We start from the raw sequence: 18605 nt of genomic DNA, 5'->3' as shown, positions 1-18605 counted from the left end.
CTTACTTATAAAAATTTTATTGTGTAAACTAAAATCTAATATACCTAATGTACTTCTCAGTTTCAGCTACTTGCATCGAGTGCTACGTGCTGGAATTTAGAGGATTATTTAACTATTTATAACGGCTTCATATTTTCCTACAGCTGAGTAAAGTGGTAACAATGATAGTTTCTCGATCATAGAGAGGTGAGTATTAGGCTCTTTAGTACTAGGGCCTGGACACGCTTCAGTGTTAGGCCCTAACTTCATACACTCAATGCCGTTAGCTAAAGATGTTACTCTTCTTACATTAACATTTTTAGTGCGATATGACCACCTGCAAGGACTATGTAATATTTGTTCTTTTACTCCATCCATTTCAGCTGAACACGCTTTAGTGTTAGTCTCTAACTGCACACATTTAATGTGGTCAGTTATAAATGCTACTCTTTTTTCATTAAGTTTATCGTTATACTGTAATTGTTCAATTTGATTAGCTTGATCTCTTATCATAAATTCAAAGCTGATAGATGGATGTAATTCTATTTCTCTCAACATATATGATGCTATGTGTTGCACTTTCATTAATGCTTTGTTTCTAAGTATACTTGATTCTAAGTTAAGCCGCGTAAGTATATCTAGTGCTCTTTGTTCTGCTTCCACTAGAAGATTACTTATGCCTTGATGTTCAGCTAAATCTCTTACAGTTTCACCGCAGTGATCAGGCAATAAAGTACTTGCGCCATAACATAGTAAAGTCATTACTACTATCCAGTGTCTATGTTCGAAAGCATAAGCTAAAGGAGATTGCCCTGAGCTATCCTGTGCATTAACATTTGCTCCATATAAAATTAAGGTCCTTACTACTTCCGCATGGCCACCTTTGGCAGCTTTATGTAAGGCAGTTGATTCTAAATCGTCACGTGCATTAGCATTTATTCCAGATTCTAATAGAGCATGTACCATTAGTGTATCACCATGTCCGGCAGCACAACGTAAAAACTCAGCTACCATCAATTTCATCACATCCTTCCATATTCCAAGTTGTATTATAGTAGTTATTGCTTCTAGATAATTATATGGACAAATAGAAAGTAATATTTTCTGTGGATCATTTGTCTCAATACTTGCTCCATGGGCTATTAGATAATTCATTACTTTTCTATTGCCTTTTGCGGCAGCACAATTAAAAGGAGTCCATTCCCATGCATCCTTATGGTTAACATTTGCTTCATAGTTTATTAAGAGCTCTACTGCTTCCACATTATCATTCGTAGCAGCAATATGTAAGGGAGATCGCCCAATTAACTTATCCTCTATATCAACACTTGCTCTACATCGTGATGTGACCTGTAATAGGATCTCTAATATTAATGTATCATTCTTTGCAGCAGCCCAATATAAAGGACTCCATCCAAATACATCTACTATCTCAATATTTTCAACAATATTCTTATCATTTTTTATTATACAATTCACCATTGCTTCATCAACATTTGCAACAGCAATATGTAAAAGAGTAAGTTTAAGCGCTCCATTCTTCTTAACATCTGCTCCATTCTCCATTAAGTACTTTGCTACTTCTTCATGGCCATTAGCGGCAGCCTTATATAAAGCAGTCAATCTCGCTAGATCCTCTGCATTAACATCTGCATTATTTTTTACTAAGATTTTTGTTATTTCTATATCGCCATTTACAGCTGGCTGATATAAAGTAGTTCGTTGAGATGAATCCAACTGATTAACATTTGCCCCTTTTTCTATTAGCTTGCGTGCTACTTCTGTGTTCCTATCTTCAACAGCCCAATGTAAAGCAGTCCATTCGGAAAACGGACTTGGTGCATTAATATCGATTCCTTTTACTTTAAGCATAGCATTTATTAAATTGTTCAGCTTAAAATCAATAGCTAAATACAATAACGTGTATGAAAAGCGTTCATGCAAACAATCTACTTTAAACCAATGATTTACATCAAACTTATTTTTCTCCCACTCTCTATACACATTTTTACTTGCTCTCTTTAGTGCCTTTAGTGTCTCTAATATCTTTCCTACATCTAGCATCACTGGTACCTTTTCTGAGATCTTTCGTGCATTTAGCATATCCTCTAGCGCCACTGCTTTTGATTCTTCTAATGTCTCTTGTACACCTAACCTTTTTAGCATTCTTTTTACCATCTGTTGCGCATTTGATACCCTTGACTCCTTTAGTATCTTTTTTGCTTCTTCTTTTGTCTGCGGTACATTTACTACCTTTAGTCTCTTTTTTAATGGCTCTTGTGTCTCTTGTACTCTTGGAATCTTGCTTGATACTTCTAATCCATGCGATATCTCTTCTAACATTCTTGATGTTTCTGCTTGCCCTAGTATCTTTATTTCCTTTAATAGCTCTTTTATTCTTTCAATTACATTGTCTTTACTTAAATTTACCTCTTGATCAATTACACCTAATATTATGTTCCACTGTTCATATGTCATTACCATAGCTTTACCTCATACTATAGAGTATTTTTTGATGCTATATATTATGGTAGAATAGTCAACGCATTTTCCATAGCGTAACTTGAGAGTCTAAAAGGACTGTTATTAACTTACAGAAAACCGAGCTTGCCTGAAACCACTTAATTGATTATAATCATAGGTTTTAAGTCAGTAAAATGACAGCTTTTTTTCCTTTGGTTATTTTTTTAATCTTATACCTTGGAAGTGGTGTCTATTTTTCCTTTATTGGAATTGATAATCCGCTTCGCCAAGTTTCACCGGTAATTTGCCTACTACCGGCGCTATTTTTTGCTGTTGCATGCAGTGCAGGTAAAATTCAACGTAACATCGATACTGTCATCGAGGGTATGGGAGATAAAAACATCCTTACTATGTGTTTAACTTTTCTATTTTCTGGAGCATTTTCTGTGGTGACTCAATCAATTGGTAGTGCAGATACTGTTGCTGATTTAATTCTCAATTTCCTTCCAGCAAGATTACTACTGCCTGGAGTATTTTTGGCTTCCGCTTTTATATCAACTGCAATTGGTACGTCTATGGGAGTTGTTGTATTAATGGTACCAATAGCTGTTAACTTAGCAAAAAGTGGGGCTTTTGGTCTTGAAATAGGAACTGCAACTGTAGTTGGAGGTGCCGTATTTGGTGATAATCTTTCAATGATATCTGACACTACTATTGCATCTATTTCTTCACAGGGGGCCACGATAAAGGATAAACTTAAAGTGAATTCTAAAGTAGCATTTGTTGCCAGCATTATAACGCTTGTCTATCTGGCAATTATGGCAGATAGTACAAAAATTATTCCTACATCAAATTTAGATTATTTATCAGTAATAAAGATTATTCCTTATATTTCTTTAATAATCATGGGGTTATTTGAAGTTACTACTTTAGTAACAATAACTATAAATATAATTGTTGCTAGTGTATTAGGGATGACTTTTTTTGACTATACTATCATTCAACTCTCTCATGACATATATAAAGGTTTCAAAAAAGTAAACGAGATAGTAATATTTGCTCTATTTATTGGCGGATTGATTCATATAATGTACAAGCAGGGTCAAAAGGCATTACACAAACTTATCGATGAAAGCAATATCACAAAAACTAAAGCTGAATTTGTAATAGCGGGCATAGCATCTATGTTTACTGTTTTAGTTGCTAATAATACCATTGCTATTTTATTAAGTGGCGATATTGCAAAAAGGCTCGCGCAAAAGCATAATATTCCGTCATACCGTAGTGCATACTTGTTAGACATTTTTGCTTGCGTTACAAAAGGCATTTTGCCTTATGGTTCCCAGCTGCTGCTAGCAGGTAGCATTGCTTCTGTCTCACCTATTTCTTTGTTAACACAAGTTTATTACTGCTTTATTTTAGCAGCAGTTACAGTAGGTGAAATAATCATCAATGGCAGACGTTGCGCGGCTACAACTTAATGTACGAAGATTTCTCTTCATATTACATTTTTGTGCTCATAAGAAACGAGTTGCCATTTTCATCAGCTACTTGGATAATAGATATATTCACAAAATTGTTCCATTTTTCTCAATAGGTTTTGGTTTTCTTTTCCCCTTATTAGCAGAGCATAAAACTTAGCTTTTTAATAAATCTCATTTTAACTCCAATACACTAACTATGAAACAATCTATATTGCCATCAAAAACGGAATTTATATTGCCAACTTCATGTCCAGTCCTTAAATCCTTTACCATTTGATATGGATGCATAACATACGATCTGATCTGACTGCCCCAACCTATATCGCATTTCTTGCCATATTCTTCGGCCATTTTCTGTTCTTTTTTTTCCAATTCAATTTGATATAAACGTCCTTTAAGTAGTTTAAGTGCTTCATCTTTATTTTTATGTTGAGAACGACCATTTTGGCATTGAGCTACAACGCCTGTTGGAATATGCGTAATACGTACCGCGCTTTCAGTCTTATTTACATGCTGACCACCTGCTCCAGAAGCACGGTAAGTGTCGATCTTTAAATCCTTTTCATCCACAACAGTATCTATTGAATCTTCAATCACTGGAGTTACTCCTACACTTGCAAAACTGGTATGACGTTTACCATTTGCATCAAATGGTGATATTCTAACCAATCTATGAACTCCACTTTCGCTTTTTGCCCACCCGTAAGCTTTTTCTCCGATGATCTTTATTGTTGTAGATTTTATACCAACTGCATCACCATCTAATTTTTCTACAACTTCAACTTTAAAATTGTGATAAATTTCTGCCCATCTTGTATACATGCGCATGAGCATCTCAGCCCAATCATTGCTCTCTGTTCCACCAGCTCCTGAGTGGATTTCTAAAAAGCAGTTATTGTTATCTGCTTCACCAGTAAATAAAGATTCTGTCTCTTTAAGTTTGATTAATTTCTCTAGCTTTACTAACTCACCTTTAACTTCAGAAAAAAATTCTTCATCATTCTCATCAATAGCAGATTTCATCAAGCTGATAGCATCGTTGTAATCGCTTTCTAGCTTTGAAAACGATTCTATGTCATGCTTAATTTTAGAGCGTTCTTTTAAAATTTCTTGTGCTTTTTGATTGTCTTGCCACAGATTATCATTCGATGCTTGAGAATCCAGCTCTTCAAGACGCAACTTCAATTTTTCTATGTCAAAGACACCTCCTGATAAGAGAAATACTTTTATTTAAGCCTTGAAAGTATTCAAGGATTTCTGGATGGGTTTTCATTATACTTTAGACTTTAATATATTTATTATCACTAACAATAACAGCAAACAAAATAGAAATTTAACCATATAATAGTTAATTCAAAATAATTTTATTATACTTGAATGTTCAATAAAATCAAGTGTGTATATTTATTAAAAAAATAAGGTAAAGTAATGAATATTAAAACAAGTTCTCATTATGGTTTAGACAAAAAAGCTATTGATGATTTAATAGAGTCTCTCGATAATCAAGAATTAGAGAATGTTCGTAATATTGTAAAAACGATAGATAGCGTTCAGTTAGCTTATTTTTTATCTACTTCGATCAGTGATCACAGGGAGAAATTAGTTAATATCCTCGATCAACATTTGTTAAGTGATGCCTTAGTACATGTAGTACCAGATTTACAAGTAGAGATCATAGAAATATTGGGAATAGAAAATACAGCAAAGTTACTAATGCTTCTTGATATAGAAGACATAGTAGCTATAGTGAAAGATTTAGATAGAAAGTCTATAGAAAATATACTTAACTACTTACCCAATGCAACTCAAAAATTAGTAGAGGAATTGTTATCATACCCAGAAGAAAGTGCAGGAAGGTTGATACATAAAAATATGGTTATAGCTCCATATTATTGGACGATAAATCAGCTAATGGAATTCTTGCGCAATTATAAAAAAATACCAGAAATATTTTACCAAATCTTCATCATTAACTCGAAATTAGAACCTATAGGTAGTTTCAACTTCAATAAGGTAATATCTCACTCAGGAGAAACAATAATAAAAGAGATAATGAGTCAAGATATAAAAATAATTAAAACTGGAATGGACCAAGAAGAAGTAGCAAGAATATTTAAAGATTACTCTCTATTATCAGCTCCAGTAGTAAATAAGAGTGGTAAAATTATCGGTGTAATCCTTATTGAAGATGTAATCAAAATTGTTCAGCAAGAAGCAGAAGAGGATGTACTTAAAATAAGCGGTGTATCATCTAAATCTGATATAAATGCTCCTATACATAAAACTATAATTAAAAGGCTACCTTGGTTATTATTTAACCTCTTAGCTGCAACAATATGTTCTATAGTAGTTGGCTTTTTCGATAACGTAATAGAAAGTTTTATAGTACTACCAATAATTATGCCAATAATTGCATCAATGAGCGGAAATGCAGGATCCCAAACAGTAACACTAACTATCCGGGCAATCGCAACAAAATATCTAACTGAGCAAAATGCAAAAAGAATACTGATGAAAGAATTTTTAATAGGTCTTATAAATGGAGTGATTTTATCTACAATTTCGCTCGTAGTATTAGCAATAAGGTTCCATAGTTTAAAAGTAGAGATCATTTTCGTGGTTTCCATGATTGTAATGTCGATTATTGCAACATTTATCGGCACTTTCATTCCTATAATGCTTCATCGTTTAAGATCCGATCCTGCTGTTTCGTCTTCAATCTTAACATCAGCAACAACTGATATTCTCTCAGCTCTTATATTTTTTGGTCTAGCCACGATCTTTTTATAAATAGCTGAATCTTGCTATATAAAAAAATTGCTTTACCAGCAACGTTATCATTACTCACAGATACATTGAAGAAGAAAAATAACAGTTGATAAAGAAATAAAAGTACATGAAACTGAGCTGCTTTAGTTTTAAAATAAAAACTAAAATGCTAAAGTATGCAAAAAAATTCTTGCTTTGCTAGATCTTTTTAGCTACAATGCAGTCTAACGTAATGAAAACATGGGGTGTGAGTTAGATGCATTGTATTATGTATATCACTCAGAAAGCAATTCTCGATTTTTTAAGAATATATCTATTTTAGTCAGAAGTCAAAAGAAAAGCACACTGTTACTCAGCAATTAAAGTTACTTAGGATTACCGTAAGGTTTCTACAGCAAATTGGTTTGGTACAGCTGCATAAGAATCAAATGTTGAAATCAATCTTCAGAAAAGAGGTTTACGACAAAACAATCAAAATATGAATATTAAAATATAGGCGGTTTTATGTTAGGTAAAGAAAATATAGGAGAACAAGTAGCAGATAATCAAATGGATTATGTAGATGCTGGATCAGCAATAGTTGATTATGAAAATATATTATCTAGTGAAGAACTTCAGTGTGGACGAAGTCAAGAGAGCCCTAGAGTAACAAGATCTTCATCTATAGGCAGCAGTAGTACATCGACTGATGATGAAGAAATGTTTAGCTGTATAAGCATTACAAGTGATGAAATAGTGAAAAAAGCAACTTTTTTTTTGTTAAGACTTTTATTAAAGAATTCGAGGAAAAACTATCTGAATGTTCTAAAGAAGCAAAACCAGGTTCAAAAGTACGTAAAACAGGTAAAGTAGTAGCTAAGGTTGTATCAACTGTGGGTAATTATATTCCACCAAGTGTGGAGAAAGTAGGTACTTCTCAAGTTATGGAGTGTATGAGTTTTATTTCTACAAACCAACATAGGAAAAAAGCAAAAATATTTTCTACAATAGTTGTGCCTTCAGAAGGTAACTTAAGAAACATTTTAATAGAAGCTGGCTTGGAAATTTTTCAAAGTTTTGAGGAGCAATTCACTAAAATTGTGGATACTAATCAGTTGTCTTGTAATAGGGGGATTGAGAAGTTAGCAATGGATACTGTATCCAGAGTAATAAATTACACTACATCTTGCAACGAGAAAGGAGAATTTCCCAATCTTCACATAACTAAAGGTGTTATTTTAGGTAAATCAAAAAGAAAGTACCCGTTTACTACACGTACTGGACATCAAGTAAAAGATAAACAAAGTGGTGAAATGTTGATGACTTCAGAGTTATATGAAAAGGTGGGAATAGAGAAAGCAGAGGGTGAGATTATTAAGTATTATCAATTGAAGTAGCATGACTTTGCTGAAAAATACGGCTATCGGCTTCCCTTTACGTGGGAATTAGAAAATTGGGAAGAGTTAGAACAAAAATATGTACTTAGTGAAACATCTAAAAAAAGAGAGTATGTGCGTATTTTAGATGAGGAAAAAAAGAAAGGATTGGCTAGTAGTATATTAAAAGAGATCAATGAAAACGATTCAGCAAAAAAAAGGATATACAAGAATTGCGTGCAGAAATCAGAAATTTACGAATACTTCATGAAAAAGAAGGTAAAAATACATTTTCCTTTAATTTGGGCTATTTACCAGAATTCTTTATAAAAAGAAAAGTGATGTTAGATGAATTAAAAAAGAAGTTAGACAGTAAAAATCAAGAAGTGGAAATGTCACGAGTGGTCTTAATTAATGGAAGACATGGAACAGGAAAAAGTGAATTGGCTAAGAACTGCGTATATAGTAAGAAGGAAGAATGACTGGAAGAAAATTGCATGGATAGATGCTACAACATATAGTACTCTTTCACAATCATTTCGTAATTTAGCTAAAGAATTAAAAATTCCTATAGAAAATGATATGAATCTCAACAGTGTGCGAGATAGAGAAATTGAATCTATTGTCAAGGATATATATCAGGATTTTAGAGATGTAAAAAGTCTTTTTATTTTTGATAACGCCAGCAAGTATACGAAGATTGAAAAATTTTTACCATCTCATTTTCCTGATTTGTTTTTTCGTAGAGAAAAGCCTTACGTTTTAATTACTTCTCGCAACAAGAAAAATTGGAAGAAGGAAATAGAAAAGGTAGAATTAGATAATGGATTTCCTCTAGGAGAAGCAATCACATTTATTGAAAGAACCTTAGGAATAAAAGATAGGTTACAAAATTGTTATCTAGTAGAGTTAGCAGAAGCATTGGATTTTCTTCCATTAGCTTTGGCACAAGCAACAGCATGTATCAAACAAGAAAAGATTGATATGATCAAATATCTGAAACAATACGATGAAGCAATGAAAGGATCAAATCTTGATTATTTTGAGGCACAGGGTATCTCTCCAGAATTATTTACAACTTTGAAAGTTAATTTTGATAAAATAAGAAGAGAAAAAAAATATTGGGCAGCAATCGCAAGATATTGTAGCATATGTGGCTTACTTGAGTCCTAATCAAATTGACATAGAAGAAATTTTCCTCCAGAAGAAATCAGAAAAAGATAAGCAACAGATTTTGGACACTCTTGATCAATCTCATAAATTTTCAGTGATTGAGTTAGAGGAGTCAATAGCAAGGATTCATAAAGGGGTACAAAAAATAATACGAACAGAGAAAGAACAAGAAGGAACAGAAGAAGAAACTCTAAGAGTAATTATGACATCATTTTGCCTTAAAAATGTAAATCACATTATATCTGTTTGGAGTCATGTAAGTAAATATAGCAAATTAGTTAATGAATTTATTGATTCTCTTTATGATGGAGATACTGTCTTACATTTACTAGCCCAAGATGGTAATGAAGAAGTTATTAGGCTTATATTGGAGAAAATAGATCCTAATAAATTAAGTAAATTTATTAATAGCATTAATGAAGAGGGTTTTACTTCTTTAAACTATGCTACCATACATGGTCACTTAGGTACTGTTCAGCATCTTGTAAGGAAAGGGGGTGATGTAAATCTAAAGAACACAAAAGGTATGAATCCTTTGCACTTTGCTGCCTTATATGGTCACTTAGATATTGCTAAATACCTTGTAGCGCAAGGGGCTATAATAAAATCATTAAACAAAGATAGTATGTGTCCTTTGCACTTTGCTGTTATACATGGTAGATTGGATATTGTTGAATATCTTGTAGAGAAAGGAGCCAATATAAATCTATATAGCAAAGAAGGTGAGAGTTCTTTGCACTTTGCTGTTATGCATGGTCAGTTAGATATTGTTGAATACCTTATAGAGAAAGGAGCTAGTATAGATAGACAAGATGAAAAAAATATGAGACTTTTGGACTATATTGTTGTATATTCTAACTCAGAAGAAATTATTTATTATCTTGAAGATATGCACTTAGCTCCAGACTTAAAAGCACAATTACATAAAAGAAACCTAGAGACATTTGATGAACATACACTACCTAAAAAAAGAAAATTAGAAAATATAAGTGAAGCATTGCAATTTGAAGATAAAAGCACGGTTAACTTAACTCATAGGTCACCTATATCTTCATTTAACAGCGTCTCTGTACAACCTGCAAACAAGGACTTAAGACTATAATTTTACAGTAAGCTATTTAATTTTATGAGGGGAATTTCAAAAAAACAGAGAAATAAAGTAATAAATTGATATAAATTCGCGTAGAACAAGTGGTAGACCAACCGATTCCAAGAAAAACACTTCTCACTGCCCTTGGTTTTGGTTGCCGGAAGTGATCATATTATTTGAGTTTTTAATGATAAATAATATTAAGTTAATATAATTTGTTTGGAATGGTGAGATCATTTGTTATAACCTGGAGCCTACATGCATTCCAAAAGGATAATATGATTTAGAATCTTATATAGCATGTGCGTAAGCTCAGACACAACACCGCCTAAACTTACGCCAATTTTTTTGCGATTTAATATCAAAGGGAAAAATAGTTTCAGCTATTCTCTCCTAATAGAGTTAACTTTTATTAGTGAAATTGAAGGGAATTTTAAATTCTCCGTGGGATAAGCAATGACATCAAGAACACTTTTCAAGACGGTTCCTACACTGTTAATGCTACTTTTTGAACACTCAATAATGCTACCACAAGTATATTTCACACTACTTTTAACAACGCCAAACGCCGATTGCGATACATCCCAAACATGTACAGCATTATCAACAGTCGCTTTTCTCCGTGCTTCTCCTTCTTTAGAATTGTCAACATATACTCCTAATATTGATTGTCCTACTATTGCTCCTAACATCCCTCCTGTTATTCCTACTAACATCACTCCTACTATTCCTCCTGTTGCCATTGTTCCTGCTACTGCTGCTTTTGCTAACCTAGAAGCAGAATTACCTTCTTCTGAGTTTTTGTAATTTCGTACGTCAATTTCTTTCTCATCAAGTTGCTTTTTTAGGCTAGCAATCTCATTACTTTGTTGATTAAGTTGATCTTTTTTCTCAGCAATAGTGTTGTTTTTACTAATTGCAGCACATGAAAATGCAATAGTTACAAAAGAAAACACAGCATCAACAACAATAAGTGGAAGACCAACACTCAAAGCTGCAACTGGAGCTAAAAAAACAATGTAAGGAGCTACAGCAAATACTCCTGATGCCAATAAAGCCGAAGTAGCCAAAGCACCACTCACAAGATAAGGTGCATTAGCTTTATTAAATATACTTTTCATTATATACCTCTCTATAGTTAATTTATTATTTTAATAAAAATATAAATAAAGATAGAATGCAATACTTTAAATTAATTAATAAACTAGACCTGCAAATTCAAAGAAAAACAGTTCTCACGACCTTTGGTTTTTATTGTTATCAATGGTTATATTATTTGGGTTTTTACTAATGTACATTAAAGAGTTAATACTAATTCATTTGGAAATAATAGAAAAATTTATGATTATTTTGTAATTCATTAATTAAATATATTGATTAATTATTTAATTTCCTATATTATTAAAAGATTAACACTGTATTTTAAAGGTAAAAACATGGTACATTCATCTGCGCAAATATTCACAAAGTTTGATGACGATTCAAAAAAGAGAAATATAGAAGGGCTAGAAAAGACTTACTTGGGAATCTTGCTGTCAATTGAATTAAATAGCAAAACTCCTCAAGCTGCAAAGAAAATAAAAGAAAAAATAGAAAGTCTGTTGAGTAGCAATAAAGATGAAATAAATGATAAAGTAACAATACGTGAAAGAGAAATTGGTGTAACTTTAACGAAGAAGGAAGAAGGTACATACAGTGTTAAATTTGATGAAAGTGATCCTTCTTCGGTAGATATTAAAGATACGAAAGATTACACTGACGAGGATCTACTTACTTTGTACACACAGCATGAGTTAACAATCAGCAGAGATAAGAAAGGTAATCACCATTATAGTGTAACAATCAAAGGTAAAGAAAAAAGTGCAACAGTAGGTGGGCTTGGTAAAATTATAATATTTCCACAACATTTATCTTACATCAAAGAAACAATAGAACACTTAAAAGAAGGTAAGAGTCCAACTAAAGAGTTTGCGCTTGCAACAGGAACTGGAAAAACATTCATAGAACTACTTGTTGAATATTTGCCTGCTAGGCTAATGGATGTACCTTACATATCTCTAGCACCTAATGAAGATCTTGTAACACAGAAACGCGATGACTGGAAAAAAGTATTATCTGACTCCGATATTGAAGATATTGAGTTGAAAGAGATAAGCGATAATAAAGGGTGCTATATATTGAGCAGCGAAAGCTTGATGAAAAATTGGAATCAATTTCTAGAGGCAATAGGTCTTGGACAGCTTCCTGGTATTATAAAAGCTCTCAACATTGGAGACAAAAGATTTGAAATAAGAAATGGAAAAATAAATATAGATGGTAAGGATTTTGTGATTCTTGCGGATAAAATTCAGTTTGATAACAAAGAATATAAAATTCAAGGTGGTAAAGTTACAATTAATGGTCAAGAATTTGAGCTAAATACTAAAAAATCTATATCTCTGTCCTTTGATGAAGAGCACCGAGTGGCAGAGCAGGAGTTGTATAAATATCGTATGGGGCTTTTGTCTGCACTTGTGCCTACGCTGTTTTTAAGTGCAACGCCTTCAATAAGCACTCATAGAGATATTAAAGGAAATGATGGGTTACTTAAAACTCTTTCTTTGACAGATAAAATGAAGTCAGATGTATATGGAGCTTTAAATTTACAAGTTCATACCAAAGTAAAAAGTAAGGATCTAGCAAAAGAATACTCTAATGGCATTGAAGAGTATGTAGATTTTAAGCCGGAAAAAAACGATCAATATAACAATGCAAATTTAACAGACGATGAATTAAAAAAAGAAGTAGAGAATTATTTGTGTAGAAATGTTCAAAGCGTAATTAGTGAACCAGCATTGATTTTAGCTGAGTCAAATAAGCAGATAGATAATCTGAAAAAAATATTGGAATATGATAGAAACGAAACTTTACCAGAGTTTAGTGGATCGAAGATTTGTGATTTCTTACAGCGAATATTCGAACCCAAACCAGACTATAAGCTAGTAACCAAATCAAAAAAATTTACTCTTATAACAGAGCAAATTTCTAAGCAGTTCAATATTAAAAAAGAAAAAGCATCGAAAATTGTAAAAGAATGTTATGACTTCAGTGGTATTGCTGATTATTCTGTATCTCGTGTAATGCATGGAATAATTGAGAATACACTTTCATGCTTAACGGGTCTAAATAGACACGAGCTTGATGAAAAGAGGTGTGCAGATTTGAAAGGCTTAGTAAAAGAAGTTAAAGCGGCGCTAGACAATAATCATGATTTAGAAACATATGTTAAAGACCAAGGTGTTCAAAGCGATAAATTGAAGAAAGAGCTTGTTCAGCATATGAAATGTGTAATTGATGCTCTAAAAGAAAATAAAGACCCTGATTTATTCATAAGATTGATAAGAAACTGAAACCAAGATAAAAAACTTCATCTCTTGATGCCATCCAAAAAATTAGAAAAAGTCCCTGAAAAGCTAGTAGATTTACTAAGTGGCGGCAATTATGCTGTAGTAAGGGACTATCTTGAATATTATGGAGTAGAAGAAAGTAAAATAGATGAATTCTGCCAGCTAGGAAAAGAAGTAGCTGCTGAAAGAACAGAGTTTATTAATTCTTTAAGCGGGTTGAGTAAGGAAAAAAAAAGTGAGCGCAAAGAATCTACACCCCTAGGCAAAAATGAGAAAAATCTACTTGAAGATCTTGGGGAAGTACTTGGAATGACATTAAAAAATGGTAGTAAGCTGACTTATTACTGGTTGACCAGCCCTTTGTATTCTTGTAATAGAAAAGAATATCCATTAGAAGCACTAAAAGATTTTTGTTACGAAAATAAGCACAAAGTAAAATTAGAAAATTTAAATCGCTCAGCCAATTTATCTGCGGCAGATCTTAAGAGTAAGCTTTCAGACTATATAAGTGGCCAACCATTAGAAGAATTAGAGCTTGTAAAAAAGAAATTGTCCCTGAGTGATAATCAAAGCGTATGTGAAGATCTAATTAACCTAGATACATATCATGCTAAGGAACTCAAGAAAGCAAGAACTGAGAAGGATGATTTTTCTATCAACTATCATAAAAAAAGAATTTTAGAAGACTTAAACCAGAAACAATTAGCTCAGTTAGCAATTGACAATTTATCAGAAGATGAGCTAGAGGATTTATATAAGGGTTTATTGAAAGAAGAAAAGGATTATCATGCTTTGTGCCGCATGGGATTAGTTGGTAATGATGTAAATCCTACCAAAGTACAGGGATATAATGATATTAATTTACAACATGTTGGAATGTTAATAGATCCAACATCTACTGATCTCAACAAGCCTGCACAACTTATTCAAGCTCCAGGTAGACTTAGATGCCTAAATTCTAATAGACACTCTACATTCTTTTGCTATTCGAGTGGTGAATTGAGCTTTGACATAAACCTACTCAAAAAAGGAGATTATATTGATGCCTACAATAAATCAGTAGTAAGATTATCAAATCAACAAGCTTATGGAAATAAACTTGCAACGGAGATAATAGGTTATATTAATCGGGAAATAAAAAGCCTGAAAAGAATTGATGATCTGGCTAATCAAAGTATTGAAATTGCCTTAAATTCGTTTATAGAAGTTTACAATATCAATGGGCATGACTTCAATAAAAGTAAGAAGGAATTTATTGATGTATTAAAACATGTACGAAGAAAGCTTAATAATTATGAAAAAGAATTAAGAGATGATTGCCAGGGTTTTGGCATGAAAACACTTAATATGCTGCTAAAAGCTTTAATGATAGTTGAATATCTCTTTAATCGTTTCACGTATTACTTGGAAACAAGGAGTACTTATAATTATTTTTTAAAGAAAGTTAATCGATTAAAAAGTGATCCTAATGTGGATACTTATGCTCATATTATAGAAAAATATAGCGTTAAAAATATTGAAGCGATTAATTTGTTAAATCAGAAATTTAATGAAGTTTATCAACAAAAAGAAAAACCACAAGACGAAACTGACACTAAGAGCTTCAATAATTATTTAGAGCATATGAGTGCATGTTTAAAACATCCAGTGTATCTTAAGTTATTTGATAAAATAACATCACCACTGATGAAAGGTGATTATTTGCTCAAGTTACTTGATCGGATTTATCCAGAAGAAAACAATCAAGATAAAGTAGAGAATTTGAGAAAATTCAGGAAAAATTTAAAAGACAAATCTTTTCAATTCACAAAAGATGATTTAAAAGATATAGAGAAGGTACAATCTTATTTGCAGAGTATAATTAAAAGAATTGGAATGTATAATAATCATTATTATAGAGTAGAAGAGTGTGATACCTCTATTATTCCTACTGAGTTATTGAAGTGTAGGGTTAATAGTAGCTTTAACGTTGAAGAGAGCAAGGAATTACAAAATCATAGAAAACTATATTTAGATTGGCAAGAAGCTAGGGCTAAAAGTGTGTGTAAAAATGACTTAAATGAGCTAGAGATTTTGTCACAAAGGGAAAATATAAAATTGGCAAAAGAAGCTGCAGATTATGTTATCTCTCCACTGCTTGGTGACTCTTCTCGTGCAGCAAAAAATAAGCAAAACTCAGAAGAAGATAAAGAAGTTATCAATGGTGTTGTTGCTAAAGCGGATCAAGTTAAAAATGATCTTGAGAAAAACGTCAAGCCTTTTACTACTGAAGAAATTATTTCACCAAGCACTGAGTTTATTAATCCTATAGCAAAATTAAGAGAAAAAGTTTTGAGAAGAGTAGGTCGATAGGAGGTAAAAAAGAGGGAGGAAAGCTACAAAGGAGTAGTTAAAAAATAAATATTTTAGAGAGCGCAAATATAAAGGGAGTGTTAAATAAACTGTGTCAAGCCGAAAAGAAAAGTAATAAATTGATATAAAAATGGAGGTTTGACATGAGTCAAAAAATAGCAAACAGAACTACCGGATTGGTAGACTATAAAGAATTAGAAACAAATATTTTATCATCTATCAGAGAAGGTAGACCGCTAACGGGAAGAGATGGAGCATTAACACCATTTATAAAAAGCTGTTGGAGGCAAGTCTGGAAGGTGAGATAGAAAGCCACTTGTCTGTTGAAAGCGAGGAAAATAATCGCAGAAATGGGAGGGATGGAAAGACTTTGCGGACAAGTGCAGGTTCATTTGAGCTGCTAACACCAAGAGATAGGGAGGGAAGTTTTGAACCGCAAATAGTCAAAAAAAAGACAAACAAGCCTACATCCAGAACTTGAAGCAAAGGTCTTAAGCACATATGCCAGTGGCATGGGATACAGAGATATAGCTTCACATGTTGAGGAAATATATGACCACAAAATATCAGCAGCAGAGATATCTAGTATTACCGATAAACTGCTACCAGTAATCAATGAATGGCGCAGCCGCCCACTGCAATCAGTGTATCCAATAGTATTTATGGATGGCATGTTTTTTAAGGTCAAGGAGGACGGACATTGCATAAGTAAATGTATATATAATATATTGGGCATAAATCAAAATGGCAGAAAAGAAGTATTAGGTTTTTATTTGGCTGAAAGTGAAGTTCTGGTTGGGAGTACTAAATGACCTCAAAGAAAGAGGAGTAGAAGATATTCTAATTGCCTGTATTGATGGGCTAAAAAGCTTTCCTATCGCTATAAATAGTGTATTTCCTAAAGCAGAAGTACAGCTATGCATAGTGCATCAGATAAGGAATTCACTGAAGTATGTATCTAGCAAAGATGTAAAAGTTTTCATAAATGATTTGAAAAAAATATATCGTGCTTCAAGTAAAGAGATTGCTAAGAATTATTTGCTTGAGCTGGAAGAAAAATGGAGTGAAAAATATCCCTTGGTTACAAAATCATGGCAAAACAATTGGGAAAATTTATCTAGTTATTTTAAGTATTCTGGGCCAGTTAGGAAGATGATTTACACCACCAATCCAATTGAGGGGTTGCATAGACAAATCAGGAAATTTACTAAAACTAAAGGTTCATTTACCAGTACAAATGCCTTGTACAAACAGGTATATTGTGCTATAAAAAAAGGTAGAGCAAAAGTGGACTACAGCTTTGCCTAATTGGGCATTAACTATGTCTCAACTTGACATTTTCTTTCCCAACAGACTGAAAATTGAGTTGAACTAAAAAAATGCGGCTTGACACAGTTTATTTAACACTCCCAATATAAAAGTTAGTGGTCACAAAGTTATTTAAGTAATACTTCTATTCAAGGTCATTTGATTCAGGATAAAGCTAAGTTAGTCTCTTAATTTTTTGATCTCATCTAAAGAAAGGCCGGTTATTTCAGCGATAACATCAATAGAAACACCGGCCTTAAGTGAGTTTTTCGCTACTTCAATTTTACCTTCAATTTTACCTTCAATTTTACCTTTTTGATGGCCGATGTGGATGCCTTCTTGTCTACCTTCTTGTCTACCTTCTTGTCTACCTTCTTGTCTACCTTCATGTTTAGCATCATCGAGTTTTTGAGCAAGGATAGCGTTTTCTTTCTGCACGCTCAATATTCTTTCTTCATATGCGATCAAATCCTTTTCATTCCAGCGAAACCTGTCCAATTCATCATATGCTAGCTTTATTATCGGAGCTTCTGCTGCTATCTTTTTCAGATCTTCATCAGTTGTTTCCTCTGCGTATTTAAAAAAGAAACACCATCTTTCTGTAGTATTCTCTAACTGCTCTACTCTATTTTTTGTAAATTTAGGCAACTCAATAAAGACAAATTGTAGATCTTTTAAGTAATGACCATTGGTTTTGATATCACGTATATTATGAGTAGAAATATAGTCAACTTCTTCAGGCAGAAGGTTACAATTGGAAATAGCAATAAAGAAGACTTTCTGAAGATCAATATAATTACCAGATTTATCTAATTGTCTTGAGTAAGCCTTAGCAGCATAAAGTTGAGCGCGTTTTTCAAAGCCCTTATCACGAGCGAGCTGCATTTCGATGACAAATCTATTACCAATAGAGTCTTTGCAAAGAACATCAACAATGCTTTGTTTGTCAGAGGCAATTTCAGGATCCATAATAGTACTAAGGAATTCAATTTCCATTATTTGATCAGAACTAGAAAAACCTAAGATATCGTTGAGGAAGTGAATGAGGATATTTTTATTCTTTTCAGAGCCAAAGATCTTTTTAAAGCTCAAGTCATTTTTGGGATCAAGAAATTTAGAAAAAGCCATGACGAATTAGCCTAGAAAATATTAGTAATTATACATAATTCTGAGGAAATATTCAACTAAAATTAAAACATAGATCCACAGGAGATAGCATTTCAGGCTGGGTTTTTACAACTATTTC

13 protein-coding genes and 1 pseudogene are annotated in these 18605 nt (G+C 32.8%); 10 read left to right on the top strand and 4 right to left on the bottom strand.

The window, feature by feature from the left end; genetic code table 11:
* Nucleotides 1–108: 108 nt before the first annotated feature.
* Entirely contained in the window at nt 109–2463 is a 2355-nt protein-coding gene (locus AAGD63_RS03745) for an ankyrin repeat domain-containing protein (protein ID WP_341813067.1), read from the bottom strand.
* 173 nt (nt 2464–2636) lie between these two features.
* Between AAGD63_RS03745 and AAGD63_RS03740 the strand changes: the two genes are divergently transcribed.
* Nucleotides 2637–3923: a Na+/H+ antiporter NhaC family protein gene (locus tag AAGD63_RS03740; protein WP_341813066.1), complete on the top strand. Its 1287-nt coding sequence runs from the start codon at nt 2637–2639 to the stop codon at nt 3921–3923.
* A gap of 174 nt (nt 3924–4097) precedes the next feature.
* On the opposite strand, the gene prfB is transcribed toward AAGD63_RS03740, so the two are convergent.
* Nucleotides 4098–5199 (bottom strand): peptide chain release factor 2 gene (gene prfB, locus AAGD63_RS03735; protein WP_341813065.1). Its coding sequence is split into 2 segments (ribosomal slippage): nt 4098–5132 and nt 5134–5199, totalling 1101 coding nucleotides; the frame shifts between segments, so codons are not numbered across the junction.
* Between the two features lie 155 nt (nt 5200–5354).
* Between prfB and mgtE the strand changes: the two genes are divergently transcribed.
* The 6 genes from mgtE (at nt 5355) to AAGD63_RS03705 (ending at nt 10325) form a co-directional block, all read left to right on the top strand.
* Nucleotides 5355–6716, top strand: coding sequence for a magnesium transporter (gene mgtE / locus AAGD63_RS03730; RefSeq protein ID WP_341813064.1), 1362 nt, complete (start codon nt 5355–5357; stop codon nt 6714–6716).
* 483 nt (nt 6717–7199) lie between these two features.
* Complete coding sequence (locus AAGD63_RS03725) at nt 7200–7547, top strand: hypothetical protein (protein WP_341813063.1); 348 nt, start codon at nt 7200–7202, stop codon at nt 7545–7547.
* A gap of 20 nt (nt 7548–7567) precedes the next feature.
* The gene (locus AAGD63_RS03720; RefSeq protein WP_341813062.1) at nt 7568–8071 is read left to right on the top strand and encodes a hypothetical protein; all 504 of its coding nucleotides are present in this window, start codon (nt 7568–7570) and stop codon (nt 8069–8071) included.
* 212 nt (nt 8072–8283) lie between these two features.
* Nucleotides 8284–8532 (top strand): hypothetical protein, encoded by a 249-nt coding sequence (locus tag AAGD63_RS03715; protein ID WP_341813061.1) that lies wholly within the window; start codon nt 8284–8286, stop codon nt 8530–8532.
* The gene (locus AAGD63_RS03710; RefSeq protein WP_341813060.1) at nt 8489–9223 is read left to right on the top strand and encodes a hypothetical protein; all 735 of its coding nucleotides are present in this window, start codon (nt 8489–8491) and stop codon (nt 9221–9223) included. The genes AAGD63_RS03715 and AAGD63_RS03710 overlap by 44 nt, the downstream gene beginning before the upstream one ends.
* The gene (locus tag AAGD63_RS03705; RefSeq protein WP_341813059.1) at nt 9213–10325 is read left to right on the top strand and encodes an ankyrin repeat domain-containing protein; all 1113 of its coding nucleotides are present in this window, start codon (nt 9213–9215) and stop codon (nt 10323–10325) included. Before AAGD63_RS03710 ends, AAGD63_RS03705 begins: the two co-directional genes overlap by 11 nt.
* A gap of 371 nt (nt 10326–10696) precedes the next feature.
* Here AAGD63_RS03705 and AAGD63_RS03700 read toward each other — a convergent pair whose 3' ends face one another.
* Nucleotides 10697–11434, bottom strand: a complete 738-nt coding sequence (locus tag AAGD63_RS03700; RefSeq protein ID WP_341813058.1) for a hypothetical protein — start codon at nt 11432–11434, stop codon at nt 10697–10699.
* 315 nt (nt 11435–11749) lie between these two features.
* On the opposite strand from AAGD63_RS03700, the gene AAGD63_RS03695 reads away from it, so the two are divergent.
* The 3 genes and pseudogenes from AAGD63_RS03695 to AAGD63_RS03685 all read left to right on the top strand — a co-directional run bounded on the left by AAGD63_RS03695 (nt 11750) and on the right by AAGD63_RS03685 (nt 17426).
* Complete coding sequence (locus tag AAGD63_RS03695) at nt 11750–13702, top strand: DEAD/DEAH box helicase family protein (protein WP_341813057.1); 1953 nt, start codon at nt 11750–11752, stop codon at nt 13700–13702.
* Between the two features lie 27 nt (nt 13703–13729).
* Nucleotides 13730–16051: a hypothetical protein gene (locus tag AAGD63_RS03690; protein WP_341813056.1), complete on the top strand. Its 2322-nt coding sequence runs from the start codon at nt 13730–13732 to the stop codon at nt 16049–16051.
* Nucleotides 16052–16194: 143 nt separating this feature from the next.
* A pseudogene (locus AAGD63_RS03685) lies at nt 16195–17426 on the top strand (IS256 family transposase).
* Nucleotides 17427–17539: 113 nt separating this feature from the next.
* Here AAGD63_RS03685 and AAGD63_RS03680 read toward each other — a convergent pair.
* A complete protein-coding gene (locus AAGD63_RS03680; protein WP_341813055.1) occupies nt 17540–18487 on the bottom strand; it encodes an Rpn family recombination-promoting nuclease/putative transposase in 948 nt (315 codons plus the stop codon).
* Between the last annotated feature and the right edge of the window lie 118 nt (nt 18488–18605).

The sequence above is a fragment of the Wolbachia endosymbiont (group B) of Germaria angustata genome (assembly GCF_964026725.1).
GTDB lineage: Bacteria > Pseudomonadota > Alphaproteobacteria > Rickettsiales > Anaplasmataceae > Wolbachia > Wolbachia pipientis_C.
The sequence above is the reverse complement of the archived record's forward strand: the minus strand, read 5'-3'. Positions and strand labels throughout refer to the sequence as shown.

Excerpts from the sequence above, each read along its gene's own strand:
- AAGD63_RS03725 (WP_341813063.1), top strand. The coding sequence starts at position 7,200 with ATGTTAGGTAAAGAAAATATAGGAGAACAAGTAGCAGATAATCAAATG.
- mgtE (WP_341813064.1), top strand. The coding sequence starts at position 5,355 with ATGAATATTAAAACAAGTTCTCATTATGGTTTAGACAAAAAAGCTATT.
- AAGD63_RS03690 (WP_341813056.1), top strand. The coding sequence starts at position 13,730 with ATGCCATCCAAAAAATTAGAAAAAGTCCCTGAAAAGCTAGTAGATTTA.
- AAGD63_RS03740 (WP_341813066.1), top strand. The coding sequence starts at position 2,637 with ATGACAGCTTTTTTTCCTTTGGTTATTTTTTTAATCTTATACCTTGGA.
- AAGD63_RS03695 (WP_341813057.1), top strand. The coding sequence starts at position 11,750 with ATGGTACATTCATCTGCGCAAATATTCACAAAGTTTGATGACGATTCA.
- AAGD63_RS03700 (WP_341813058.1), bottom strand. The coding sequence starts at position 11,434 with ATGAAAAGTATATTTAATAAAGCTAATGCACCTTATCTTGTGAGTGGT.
- AAGD63_RS03680 (WP_341813055.1), bottom strand. The coding sequence starts at position 18,487 with ATGGCTTTTTCTAAATTTCTTGATCCCAAAAATGACTTGAGCTTTAAA.
- AAGD63_RS03745 (WP_341813067.1), bottom strand. The coding sequence starts at position 2,463 with ATGGTAATGACATATGAACAGTGGAACATAATATTAGGTGTAATTGAT.